This is a genomic window from Bradyrhizobium sp. CIAT3101 (assembly GCF_029714945.1).
In the GTDB taxonomy this organism is placed as follows: Bacteria; Pseudomonadota; Alphaproteobacteria; order Rhizobiales; family Xanthobacteraceae; genus Bradyrhizobium.
Window position 1 is genome coordinate 2,398,101 of sequence record NZ_CP121634.1, and the last position, 11,867, is coordinate 2,409,967.

The 11,867-nt window shown below is 64.3% G+C and carries 14 protein-coding genes; 8 read left to right on the forward strand and 6 right to left on the reverse strand.

Going from position 1 to position 11,867, the window contains the following annotated elements; genetic code table 11:
• Positions 1–15: 15 nt before the first annotated feature.
• Both QA645_RS11140 and QA645_RS11145 read left to right on the forward strand, forming a co-directional pair.
• The gene (locus QA645_RS11140) at positions 16–1,662 is read left to right on the forward strand and encodes a GMC family oxidoreductase N-terminal domain-containing protein (protein ID WP_283050186.1); all 1,647 of its coding nucleotides are present in this window, start codon (positions 16–18) and stop codon (positions 1,660–1,662) included.
• 111 nt (positions 1,663–1,773) lie between these two features.
• Positions 1,774–2,079, forward strand: a complete 306-nt coding sequence (locus tag QA645_RS11145; protein WP_283050187.1) for a hypothetical protein — start codon at positions 1,774–1,776, stop codon at positions 2,077–2,079.
• A gap of 25 nt (positions 2,080–2,104) precedes the next feature.
• On the opposite strand, the gene QA645_RS11150 is transcribed toward QA645_RS11145, so the two are convergent.
• On the reverse strand, positions 2,105–2,344 hold the full coding sequence (locus tag QA645_RS11150) for a hypothetical protein (protein ID WP_283050189.1): 240 nt from the start codon (positions 2,342–2,344) through the stop codon (positions 2,105–2,107).
• 145 nt (positions 2,345–2,489) lie between these two features.
• Between QA645_RS11150 and QA645_RS11155 the strand changes: the two genes are divergently transcribed.
• Both QA645_RS11155 and QA645_RS11160 read left to right on the forward strand, forming a co-directional pair.
• Positions 2,490–2,756, forward strand: coding sequence for a hypothetical protein (locus QA645_RS11155; protein ID WP_283050190.1), 267 nt, complete (start codon positions 2,490–2,492; stop codon positions 2,754–2,756).
• A gap of 19 nt (positions 2,757–2,775) precedes the next feature.
• A complete protein-coding gene (locus QA645_RS11160) occupies positions 2,776–3,213 on the forward strand; it encodes a DUF5958 family protein (RefSeq protein WP_283050191.1) in 438 nt (145 codons plus the stop codon).
• Positions 3,214–4,043: 830 nt separating this feature from the next.
• Here QA645_RS11160 and QA645_RS11165 read toward each other — a convergent pair.
• Both QA645_RS11165 and QA645_RS11170 read right to left on the reverse strand, forming a co-directional pair.
• Positions 4,044–4,886, reverse strand: coding sequence for a MoxR family ATPase (locus QA645_RS11165; protein WP_063201884.1), 843 nt, complete (start codon positions 4,884–4,886; stop codon positions 4,044–4,046).
• A 105-nt stretch (positions 4,887–4,991) separates the two neighbouring features.
• Positions 4,992–5,237: a GlsB/YeaQ/YmgE family stress response membrane protein gene (locus tag QA645_RS11170; protein ID WP_254133485.1), complete on the reverse strand. Its 246-nt coding sequence runs from the start codon at positions 5,235–5,237 to the stop codon at positions 4,992–4,994.
• A gap of 123 nt (positions 5,238–5,360) precedes the next feature.
• On the opposite strand from QA645_RS11170, the gene QA645_RS11175 reads away from it, so the two are divergent.
• The 3 genes from QA645_RS11175 (at position 5,361) to sseA (ending at position 7,969) form a co-directional block, all read left to right on the forward strand.
• The gene (locus QA645_RS11175; protein WP_254133484.1) at positions 5,361–6,536 is read left to right on the forward strand and encodes a VWA domain-containing protein; all 1,176 of its coding nucleotides are present in this window, start codon (positions 5,361–5,363) and stop codon (positions 6,534–6,536) included.
• 38 nt (positions 6,537–6,574) lie between these two features.
• Positions 6,575–6,988, forward strand: coding sequence for a rhodanese-like domain-containing protein (locus QA645_RS11180; protein ID WP_283050196.1), 414 nt, complete (start codon positions 6,575–6,577; stop codon positions 6,986–6,988).
• A 129-nt stretch (positions 6,989–7,117) separates the two neighbouring features.
• On the forward strand, positions 7,118–7,969 hold the full coding sequence (gene sseA, locus QA645_RS11185; protein WP_283050198.1) for a 3-mercaptopyruvate sulfurtransferase: 852 nt from the start codon (positions 7,118–7,120) through the stop codon (positions 7,967–7,969).
• Between the two features lie 64 nt (positions 7,970–8,033).
• Here sseA and QA645_RS11190 read toward each other — a convergent pair whose 3' ends face one another.
• Positions 8,034–8,915 (reverse strand): hypothetical protein, encoded by an 882-nt coding sequence (locus tag QA645_RS11190; RefSeq protein WP_283050200.1) that lies wholly within the window; start codon positions 8,913–8,915, stop codon positions 8,034–8,036.
• Positions 8,916–9,279: 364 nt separating this feature from the next.
• Between QA645_RS11190 and QA645_RS11195 the strand changes: the two genes are divergently transcribed.
• A complete protein-coding gene (locus tag QA645_RS11195; RefSeq protein WP_254135506.1) occupies positions 9,280–10,443 on the forward strand; it encodes a L,D-transpeptidase in 1,164 nt (387 codons plus the stop codon).
• Positions 10,444–10,516: 73 nt separating this feature from the next.
• Here QA645_RS11195 and QA645_RS11200 read toward each other — a convergent pair whose 3' ends face one another.
• Positions 10,517–11,479, reverse strand: coding sequence for a D-2-hydroxyacid dehydrogenase family protein (locus tag QA645_RS11200; protein ID WP_283050202.1), 963 nt, complete (start codon positions 11,477–11,479; stop codon positions 10,517–10,519).
• A gap of 160 nt (positions 11,480–11,639) precedes the next feature.
• Complete coding sequence (locus QA645_RS11205; RefSeq protein ID WP_254133479.1) at positions 11,640–11,855, reverse strand: hypothetical protein; 216 nt, start codon at positions 11,853–11,855, stop codon at positions 11,640–11,642.
• Between the last annotated feature and the right edge of the window lie 12 nt (positions 11,856–11,867).

Sequence of the window (11,867 nt, forward strand, 5' to 3'; positions counted from 1 at the left end):
GGCGGCCGGGGCACCATGGATAGATTTGACTATGTGATCATCGGCGCGGGCTCCGCCGGTTGCGTTCTCACCAGCCGGCTCAGCGAAGACCCGAACACCAGCGTCTGCGTGCTCGAAGCGGGCCCGAACGACTGGCATCCCTACATTCATCTGCCGGCGGGTTTCATCAAAACCTTCCACATGAAGAGCATCAACTGGGCCTACCAGCAGGAGGTCGGGCCCTACACCGGTGGGCGCAGCATCTACGCGCCGCGCGGCAAGACGCTCGGCGGCTCGTCCTCGATCAACGGCCACATCTACAACCGCGGCCAGCGGATGGATTTCGACACCTGGGCGCAGATGGGCAATCGCGGCTGGGGCTTTGCCGACGTGCTGCCCTACTTCAAGCGGCTGGAGAAGCGGGTCGGCGAGGGCGACAACACCTTTCGCGGGCGTGACGGCAACCTCACCGTCACCACGATGGATTGGCGCGATCCGCTCTGCGAAGCCTTCATGGAGGGTGCGGTCTCGCTCGGCATCCCCCGCAATCCCGATTACAACGGCGCGAAGCAGGAAGGTGTCTCCTACTGCCAGCGCACCATCGACAAGGGCTTGCGCGTCTCCGGCTCGACCGCCTTCCTCAAGCCCGCGATGAAGCGGCCGAACGTGCATGTGCACACGCATGCGCATGCGACCGAGATCATCTTCGAGGGCAAGCGCGCCGTCGGCGTGCGTTACACCAGGGGCGGCCGTGGCGGCACGCCGGTGGAGGTGCGCGCCAACAAGGAAGTCATCCTCTCCGGCGGCACCTATAATTCGCCGCAGCTCTTGCAGCTCTCCGGCATCGGCTCGCCGGATTTGCTGAACGCCCACGGCATCCAGGTGCGTCACGCCCTGCCGGTCGGCGAGGGGCTTCAGGACCATTACGCCCCGCGCACCGTGGCGCGGGTCAAGGACATCAAGACCATCAACGAGCTGCGTCGTGGCTTCTCGCTGTGGATCGAAGCGCTGAAATGGGCGACCGCCCGCAAGGGCCTGCTCTCGCTGTCGCCGACCATGGTCTATTGCTTCTGGCACTCCGGCGAGAGCGCGGATTCGTCCGACCTGCAGCTCACCTTCACGCCGGCGAGCTACAAGGAAGGCGTGCAGGGCCAGCTCGAGGACGAGCCCGGCATGACCGTGGCGTCCTGGCAGCAGCGCCCGGAGAGCCGCGGCTATGTCCGCATCCGCTCGAATGATCCCTTTGCGCCGCCGATCATCCAGACCAATTATCTCGACGCCGAGCTCGACCGCCGCGTCATCGTCGGCGGCATGAAGCTCGCGCGCAACCTGCTGAAGTCCGCGCCGCTCTCGCCTTACTATGCCTACGAGGATTTCCCCGGCCCCAACGTCAACACCGACGACGAATTCCTGCACGCCGCCACCGAACGCGGCACCACCACCTTCCATCCCGGCTGCACCTGCCGCATGGGCCCGGCGGATTCGTCGTGGGCGGTCGTCGACGACCAGCTCCGCGTCCACGGCCTCGAAGGCTTGCGCGTCATCGACGCGTCGGTGATGCCGCGCATGATCTCGGCGAACCTCAACGCCTCCACGATGATGATCGCCGATCGTGCGTCGGACCTGATTCGCGGCAAGGCCCCGATGGAAGCCGCCCGCATCCCGGATGCCGCGGTGGCGTGAGGCCCTTCGCCTCTCCCCGCCTGCGGGGAGAGGCCGGATCGCATCGCCAGATGCGATCCGGGTGAGGGGGACCTCCGCGAGTCAGATTTCACTTGTCCACGGGACCAGCCAATGACCATCGCCGCGATCATTGAACAGCTGGAAACCGAGTGGGACGAGAACGGCTTCTTCGATCGCGTCCGCAACGGCGATTACCATGCTGTTCGAGGACAGGCGGTCCTCACCGTCTTGCGCGCCATCAAGATCGGTGACGAAGACGTGGTGCCAAAGCGTTTGGTATCCCTACCGTGGTATCTGCCATCGTTCCTGTCTTGGCAGTCCGAGCGGATCGCCGAGAAGGGCGGAGATCGTGCGGCGTACAAGCGTTTTGTGACCGAGGTCGAAATTACTCTGGAGAATGTCCTCGGCGTTCCCTGAGGTGCTGCGTTGGCGCTACCCGCCCCTACGCTTCAGCAATCAACGAAGAAAGGCCGCCTGACTGAACGAGCGCCTTGGCGGCAGTTTCCATGTTTGCCCGCGTCACGGCAGCTACGACAACGAGGTTCGGCTCGAAGAATATTCGGCCGAGCGCTAGCTCGTCTTGTATCTGCTGGCCGAGGCGCACCGGATCATAGAAGTTGATCGGATAGCGTGCTCCCGACGCGATGATCCGGGCGTCGGAAAACCATCCCTTTGCTTCCACTTCCCATCCGTGGTCCTCAAAGTTCGCCGGCAATTCAAGGCAAGAGCTTTCCACTAGGGTCTTTCCTTCCGCATCATCCTCGTAGATTATGATGCTGCACGCTAAACGTGCAATCTGGAAGATAATTGTCGGCGATGAGCGATGTATGTCGGACTGTGAGGATTTGGGTGAGCCCACTCGCTCTGAGGTTCGCGAGAAGATGCTCGCGCTTCTCGGCGACGACACACAGCGCCAGAGAGTCGCCGATTGGGCCGCGCAGTGGGTACGGCGACTGGACCCGGGCATTGAAGATGCGAAGGTCTGGTCGGCCATCATCTCGCTGAGTGGCGCAGATCTGCGTACGTCTCCAGACGAATATCTGCACGGAGATGAGGATTTCGCTTCTTGGCTCAGGGACTTGGGTGACAGTTAACGTTGTCACAGGTGGTGTGATGCTGAGTGTGGATGAAGCGATCCTGATCAATCAACTGGCGCAGGGCATCTTGGATGAGTCGCAGGGGCAAGCGTGGTTTGAGGAACGAGTTAGGGACGACAAGCTTAGGCTACTCACCGGCCTGAATGCTTTCATCCTGCAGGCGCGGCCAAAGCCTGAGGATGTGACGATCGCAATTTCCGAGTCACGCCTGAAGCCGACGCTTACGCCATGCGTCCTGATCGCAATGCCGAACCTCAAGGTTCAATTGGCGAAGCTCCTGACCTTGCCGGAGTTTGAGCTGGCCCGCGTGTTTCCGCTGCTCATCAAGTTGCTCGCTGCCGCGGACAACAGGCGGCGCAGGGAGCAACCGCTGGATCTCGAAAATCATTGGTGGCACCAAGACTTGAGTGACCCGAAAATCGTGAACGAGATCAAGCGGACCAAGGGCGCGTAACCTGGGCTCTCTCCCGTGCGGTGGATCGTGATTTGCTCGAGTTTGCTCGTCGAGCAAAGCACCCCGTCACACTTTGCCGAAATTCGGAATTGCGCGTAAATCGACAGGGCCTGGCCCATCGAAGAGGGGCGTCTCGTTTGTCGTTCGAAACGTGGGCCGGGTTGCGGTGGACGCGGCAGCGTCGGCACGAGGGGGGCGGGCAGGACGGGTAGTCCCTGTGAGCCCGAGACCCGCGTGTGAACGAGCGGCGCTGTCAAGTTCGTCTCGCCAGCATTCTTTCGGCGCGTGTGCACACTGCCGGAGGACCCTGTGGCGTTGTTGAACGCGCGTACGGCAAAACCGTGTGGTCCCGGCCGTCGTCGCTACGGCAAAGCTTTCGTGGAGATGTCGGCGAGCCCAACCAGGCGGACGGCATCGATGAATCTGCGGGGCGAGGGAGGCCAGAAGGAATTCGGCTCCCGGGAGAGCGCGGCATAAGCCGTCAAGCCACTGCGCAGGGAAGGCCGTGTGTTCGGCTTCACCTGTATGCCGCTGTGCATTTCTCATTGCGCTACACGCGCACAGCGGACCGTGGGTGCGATGTCAGCACCCGGCCTTCCCTGCGCCCTCTGTTTGAAGAGGGCGCGAGAGATGAAGCAAAATTCGGGCGGGATGCGCCGCGAGGATGCGAAGGCGTGTCTGTGCGCGCAATGACTGATGTGGAAGCAGCGTGCGAAACACTCAAGTATCGTAGGGTGGGCAAAGCGAAGCGTGCCCACGTTCTGAGTGCGATCAATACGAGATGGTGGGCACGGCGCTTTACGCCTTTGCCCACCCTACGGCATTGTGCCCTAAACTTCCCGTCGGCTCAGGAACGCCAGCCGTTCGAACAGGTGCACGTCCTGCTCGTTCTTGAGCAGCGCCCCGTGCAGCGGTGGAATGAGCTTGCGCGGGTCGCGCTCGCGGAGTTGCTCGACGCTCATGTCTTCGTTGAGCAGCAGCTTGAGCCAGTCGAGCAATTCCGACGTCGACGGCTTCTTCTTCAGGCCGGGCACCTCGCGCACCTCGAAGAAGATGCGCAGCGCTTCCTCGACGAGACGCTTCTTGATGCCGGGGAAGTGGACGTCGACGATGCGGCCCATCGTGTCGGCGTCGGGGAACTTGATGTAGTGGAAGAAGCAGCGGCGCAGGAAGGCGTCCGGCAGCTCCTTCTCGTTGTTGGAGGTGATCATCATGATCGGGCGCTGCTTGGCCTTGATGGTCTCGCCGGTCTCGTAGACATGGAATTCCATGCGGTCGAGCTCGAGCAGCAGGTCGTTCGGGAATTCGATGTCGGCCTTGTCGATCTCGTCGATCAGCAGCACCGGGCGCTGCTCGGCGGTGAAGGCCTCCCACAGCTTGCCGCGCTTGATGTAGTTCTTGATGTCGGAGACCCTGCTATCGCCGAGCTGGCTGTCGCGCAGGCGCGATACCGCATCGTATTCGTAGAGGCCCTGCTGCGCCTTGGTGGTGGACTTGATGTGCCAGGTCAGAAGCGGCGCGTTCAACGCCTTCGCCACTTCCTCCGCCAGCACCGTCTTGCCGGTGCCGGGCTCGCCCTTGATGAGCAGCGGGCGCTCCAGCACGATCGAGGCATTGACGGCGACCTTGAGATCGTCGGTCGCAACATAGTCCTTGGTGCCGGTAAATTTCATTGCGCGTCCTTGTTGGTCGTCGTCCCAGGAATTGCCAATGGCATTGCCGTGGTCACGACATGGGAACGGCCGCTCATGGCGGCCGTTCCTGGTTCGGTCAGGCTTTCAGACCCGTTTTATCAGCGAAAGGATGACGAGCACAATCACTGCGCCGACCGTGGCGTCAATGATGGAGCCCAGCGTGCCCGTGGCGAGCGCGATACCGAGCTGCGGCAGCACCCAGCCCGCCACCAGCGCGCCGATGATGCCGACCACGATGTTGCCGATCAGCCCAAATCCCGCCCCGTGGACAATCTTGCCGGCCAGCCAGCCGGCGATCGCGCCAATGATGAGCGCTGCGAGAATACCCATTGCAAACGTCCCCAAAAAGACCCCTTGAGGTCCCCAATTCTAGAGCAAAAAGCCTGCCGGTCCAGCGCGCAGCGAAGGCCTCCGCCCCTTGACGTTCGCCACCCGACGGGCAATCTGTCACCCATGTTCCTGCAATTCTTTACGTCTCTGCGCGATGCGCAGGTCCCCGTGACGCTGCGCGAATACCTCACGCTGATGGAGGCGCTCGACGCTGATCTGTCGGACTATTCGGTCGAGAATTTCTACTACCTGTCGCGCACCTCGCTGGTGAAGGACGAGCGCAACCTCGACAAGTTCGACCGCGTCTTCGGCACCGTGTTCAAGGGGCTGGAAAGCCTGCTCGACGCCATGGAGAAGGCGGAGATCCCCGAGGAGTGGCTGAAGAAGCTCGCCGAGAAATACCTGAGCGAGGAAGAGAAGAAGCAGATCGAGGCCATGGGCTGGGACAAGCTTATGGAGACCCTGAAGAAGCGCCTCGAGGAGCAGAAGGGCCGGCACCAGGGCGGCTCGAAATGGATCGGCACCGCCGGCACCTCGCCGTTCGGCGCGCATGGTTACAATCCCGAAGGCGTCCGCATCGGCCAGGAGAAGAACCGCAACAACCGCGCCGTGAAGGTGTGGGACAAACGCGAGTTCAAGGATCTCGACGGCAATGTCGAGCTCGGCATCCGCAACATCAAGGTGGCGCTGCGGCGCCTGCGCAAGTTCGCGCGCACCGGCGCACCGGACGAGCTCGATCTCGATACCACCATTCGCGAGACCGCCAATCATGGCTATCTCGACGTTCACATGCGCCCCGAGCGGCGCAATGCGGTGAAGCTCCTGGTGTTCTTCGACATCGGCGGCTCGATGGACTCGCATATCGAGCAGGTCGAGGAGCTGTTCTCGGCGGCGAAAAGCGAGTTCAAGCACATGGAGTATTTCTACTTCCACAACTGCCTCTATGAAGGCGTGTGGAAGCAGAACAAGCGCCGCTTCACCGATCGCACGCCGACCTGGGACGTGCTGCACAAATACCCGCACGACTACAAGGTCGTGTTCGTCGGCGACGCTTCGATGTCGCCTTACGAGATCATGGTGCCCGGCGGCTCGGTCGAGCACGTCAATGAGGAGCCCGGCTCGGTCTGGCTCGATCGCATCATCCGGACCTATCCGCACACGGTGTGGCTGAACCCGGTTGCCCAGAAGCACTGGGACTATTCGGAATCGACCACCATCATCAAACGCATCTTTGCCAACCGCATGTACCCGATCACGATCGAAGGTCTGGAGAGTGCGATGAAGGAATTGACGCACTAGCACGCGCGCCTGCGAACGACGACAAGAGGGAGAAGCATATGCCCCAGAACATCACCCGCGGTATCAAGGCGCTGATCGACGAGGCCAATGCCGAGATCGAGACGCTCACCGCCAGGGACGCCATCGAGATCTCCAAGAACGGCGACGTCGTCATCGTCGACATCAGGGACCCCCGCGAGATCGAGCGTGACGGCCGCATCCCCGGCGCATTCTCCTGCACGCGCGGCATGCTCGAATTCTGGATCGATCCGCAGAGCCCGTATGCGAAGCCGATCTTCCAGGAAGACAAGAAGTTCGTCTTCCACTGTGCCGGCGGCCTGCGCTCCGCGCTCGCGGCCAAGACCGCAAAGGACATGGGCCTGAAGCCCGTCGCCCATATCGCCGGCGGCTACGCCGCCTGGCGCGATGCCGGCGGTCCGACGGAGCAGTGGGAGCCGAAGAAGAAGGGGTAACTCTCTCCCTTCGTCATTCCGGGGCGCGCGAAGCGCAAGCCCGGAATCCATTCATCCACCAACGTTGCCGCACGATGGATTCCGGGCTCGTGCTTCGCACGCCCCGGAATGACCATAAGGAAATAGCGCATGACCACCGATCCCCTCGTCTCCACGGAATGGCTTGCCGCCCACATCAACGATGCCAACGTCAAGGTGCTCGACGCCAGCTTCAAGCTGCCGGGCGTGCTGCCGCTGCCGAAGGACGATTATCTCGCCGCGCATCTGCCGGGGGCCGTGTTCTTCGACGTCGAAGCGGTGTCGGACCATTCCAATCCGCTGCCGCACATGTATCCGAGCGCCGAGCAGTTCGGCCGCGATGTCGGTCATCTCGGCATCTCCAATGCCGACACGGTCGTGCTCTACGATGCCGGCGGTTGGGTCGCTGCACCGCGTGCGTGGTGGATGTTTCTGGCCTTCGGCCACGGCAACGTCCGCATCCTCAATGGCGGCCTGAAGAAGTGGCGCGCTGAGGGGCGCCCCGTGGAGAGCGGCGAGGTGAAGCCGAAGCCCGCGACGTTCAAGGCGACTTACGATTCAAAGCGCGTGCGCAGCATGCAGCAGCTGATCGCCAACGTCGAAAGCCGTGTCGAGCAGGTGATCGACGCACGCGCTGCCGATCGTTTCGAAGGCCGCGCCCCCGAGCCGCGCGCTGGCATCCGCTCCGGCCACATCCCCGGCTCGCGCAACGTGCCTTATGGTCAGCTGTTCGACGCCGCGACCGGCACGATGAAGCCGCTGGACGACTTGCGCGCCGCCTTCACCGGCGCCGGCGTCAAGCTCGATGCGCCGATCGTCACGAGCTGCGGCTCCGGCGTCTCGGCCGGCGTGCTGACGCTCGCGCTCTATCGCCTGGGCGTCACCGACACCGCGCTCTATGACGGCTCATGGTCGGAATGGGGCCAGGAGAAGGGCCCGCCGATCGCGACGGGGCCGGCGTAACGCGTCGCAGCCCCGCATCTGCCTTCGCTTCGGCGGACGAGAGCGGGGCGAGGCGAGGAGACGTTCAGCGCGTGCGCGAGGCCGTGGTGGCGAGCACCTGCTGCTGCTGTTGCTGCTGCATCTGTCGCTGCTGCATCTGCTGCTGCTGCATCTGTCGCTGCTGGCCGAACGGATCATACGATTGCTGGAGCTGCTGAGGCGGTGGGCGCCGCACGATGCGGTGGCGCTTCTTCTTTTGCGCGCGCGGCTTGCTGTCGGGTGCGGCGCTGACGGCTTTGGTCTTCGCCGGCGCGAGGTCGTTGAGCGCAGCCACCCTGGCTGCTGCAATGTCGCTGACGCGCGATGCCAGCGCCGGTGTTGCGGTTCGCGGCACGTCGGTGGCGCTCACGGCTGGTGCGGGCGTCGTCGGGGCCATGGAAACGGTCGTGTCGGCGAGGGTGAGTGTGTCGGCGGGGGCCGGAGCCGCAGCCTGGATCTCGGCTTGCTCAGGCGCTGGCATCTCGGCGGCGGGCGGAGCGGGCTCCGCAGGCGATGCGACGGCGACGATCTCAGGCTGGGGCTCCGACTTCGGGGCAGGTTGGGCCTCAGACTTGGCCTCAGACTGGACCTTGGCCTCGAGCGCCACGGCGGCCATCTGCTCGGGCGCGGTCTCGACGGCGGGCAGGCCGATGCTCGGGACCTCGTTGCTCGGGGCTTGGTCCTGCATCGCAGGCGCCGGCTCATTGACGACCGGCGCGACCGGCTCCACGCGGAGCGCCGCGAGCACCGGCTGGGCCGGCTCGGAGGTCTGCGCGAACACCTGCTCCTGCGGGCCATTCCGCCAGGAGGGGTTGTTGACATACTGCTCGTGGCTCGCCCGCAGCAGCGAGGCGGCTCCCAAGCCAAACACCAGGATGGAGGCAGACAGCAGGATCGCGGCAAGCAGGAAGCGAAAGCCGGGAAGCATTGACGGGTTACGCGTTTCCGCCCCGGCGGCTGGCCAGGGCCCATGAGCCATCTGAACGCGGTGACGGTACTGATTGCCGCCTTCGCCACGTGGGATCCGAGCTCAAATCGGTGGCGAATCAGGCTGATTCGACCATATCGCAACGTCTCCGCGCCGTTCCGTAAAAATCGGGGCCGAAGACTCCGGCAATCTACGGCGTCATGCGATTTCCATCCCCGTGATGCAACGGGGCAACTATGTGCGATTGCATCACAAATCGCTAAATCAGGCCAAATCAGCCTGTTATGTCTTGAATGTGCCGCTATCTTCGGTCATCTGGCCGTGGACGGCTCGGACGGGGCCCGGGGACTATACAAGAGCGATGATGATCAAACATTTTCTGACGATATGCGCTGCCGCAACAGTCGCTGCGGCGGGAACCTCGCTCGCACAGGCCCAAAGCTATCCGGTTCAGCAGGCGCCGAGCTACGGCGCTCCGGCCGAATACCGGCCCGGCGACCGCACCCCGAATTTCGACTCGCTGGAGGATGACGACGACGCGATGCCGCAGGCCGCGCTGCCGCCGCCCGGTCCGGCCGACGATCCGCGCTACGGCCGTCCGGCCGGCGCTCCCCCGGTTTATTCGGCTGCCCCACCGCAGGGCCCGGTGATGTCGCCGGATGATCCGCGTTACGGCCGCCCGGCCGGCGCTCCGCCGGTCTATTCGGCCGCGCCGCCGCAGGGGCCGGTGATGTCGCCCGATGATCCCCGCTACGGCCGCCCCGCCGGTCCGCCTCCGGTGATCTATGGCGATCGTTCGGGCCAGGCGCCCGGCAATGATGGCATGCGTCCGCCGGAGGCCGTTGGCCCGGCCGCGACCGGTGCGGTCTCGCCGCAGCCCGGCGCCGGTAACCGGCCGATGTCGGTGGCGTCATTGCCGCCCGAGGAGCAGCCTGATGCGGCGCCGGCGCAGCTCGCGCCGAACCTGCGCCGCCAGGAGGTCGCGTTCCAGACCAAGGAGCCCGCGGGTACCATCGTCGTCGATACTCCGAACACCTACCTCTATTACGTCCTCGGCAATGGCCGCGCGATCCGCTACGGCGTCCGCGTTGGTCGCGACGGCTTCACCTGGACCGGCGTGCAGAAGATCACCCGCAAGGCCGAGTGGCCGGATTGGCATCCGCCGGCGGAAATGATCGAGCGCCAGCCCTATCTGCCGCGCTTCATGGCCGGTGGCGAAGGCAATCCGCTCGGCGCTCGCGCCATGTATCTCGGTTCGACCGTGTACCGCATTCACGGCACCAACCAGCCCTCGACGATCGGCAAGTTCGTCTCCTCCGGCTGTATCGGCATGCTGAACGAGGACGTCTCGGATCTGTTCGACCGCGCCAAGGTCGGCACCCGCGTGGTGGTGATGCAGGGTGGTACGCCGCCGGGAACGGCGACCGCATCGGCTGCGCCTGCGCCGGGCGCGGCTCCCGCCGGTCCGGTCCCGGGCACGCAGCCGACGGTGGTGCCGCCGCTGCCCGCGCCGGTCACCGTGCGCTAAGCGCTGCAAGACAATTGAAATTGCGAAGGGCGTGCCATCGGCGCGCCCTTCGTCGTTTCAGGTCCGCGTCGCTTCAGGCGAGCTTGCGCGGCAGATCATTGCCCTTGGTGAAGGCGTCGATCGCCTCGACCATCTGGCCGTAATGGATGCGCAGACCGTCTTCGGTCGCGTAGCCGAGATGCGGCGTCAGCACGAGATTGTCGAGCTTGCGGAAGGGATGATCGACCGGCAGCGGCTCGACCGAGAACACGTCGATGCCGGCGCCGGCGATCTTGCGCTGCTGCAAGGCCTCAAGCAGCGCCGTCTCATCGACAATCGGCCCGCGCGCAGTGTTGACGAGGAAGGCGGTCGGCTTCATCCGCGCAAGATCTGCACGGCCGACGAGGCCGCGTGAGCGCTCGCTCAGCACCACGTGAATGGTGACGATGTCGGCTTTGGCGAACAGCTCTTCCTTGGTGGCGTAGCCGACGCCGGCGGCCGCGCACTTCTCCGGCGTGAGGTTCGGGCTCCAGGCAATCACGTTCATGCCGAAGGCTTTGGCGATGCCGGACATCTTGGTGCCGAGCTTGCCCAGCCCGACGACGCCGAGCGTCAGGCCCTCGATTTCGACGCCGGCAAAGGTCTGCCAGGGCTCACCGGCATGCATGCGCGCATTCTCGCGGCCGATGCCGCGGGTCAGCTCCAGGATCAGGCCCATGGTGAGCGGCGCGGTCGGATCGCGGGAATATTGCGTGCCGCCGAGGGCGACGCCGCGTCCCTTGGCAGCCTCCATGTCGATCGCGGCGTTGCGCATGCCGGAGGTGAGCAGCAGCTTCAGCTTCGGCAGCTTCTCGAACAGGCTCTTGGGGAATGCCGTGCGCTCACGCATCGCGCAGATGATGTCGAAATCGGCCAGCGCGCTGGCTGCGGCCTGCTCGGAGGCGAAGGGATGGCTGAACACGGTGGCATCGACGCGGTCGGACAGTTTCGACCAGTCGGCGACGTCGAGGGCGAGATTGAAATAGTCGTCGAGAATTGCACAGCGCAGCCGCGTCATTAGCGTTCATCCAGGACCAGAGTTGACGGCGAGAGGTGGCGGCGCCAGGCGGAAGGGCGCCATCGTCGGAACCGGGCCATGGTTGCGCGCAATCAGGCCTGTGCGCAAGCAGTCTGGGTCTTCAAGAATCCGTTGGCAAATCCGGAAAGGGAACGGCGGCTCAGAGGTCGCGGGGCTTCAGCCGGACCGGCGCATCCATGCCGTGCTTGGCGCGCCAGGCAGGTCCAGGACCGCGCATGTAGTGCAGTTCGGGCCGGTAGGGGTTGAAGGCGGTGGCGAAGAAGCGTTTCCAGAAGCCCTTGATCTCCGAGACGAGCGCGGAGGTGCGGCCGGCTTCTGCCGGAACGGGGAGGGAATGGGTCTCGATCAGAGCCATGATGGGGCCTCG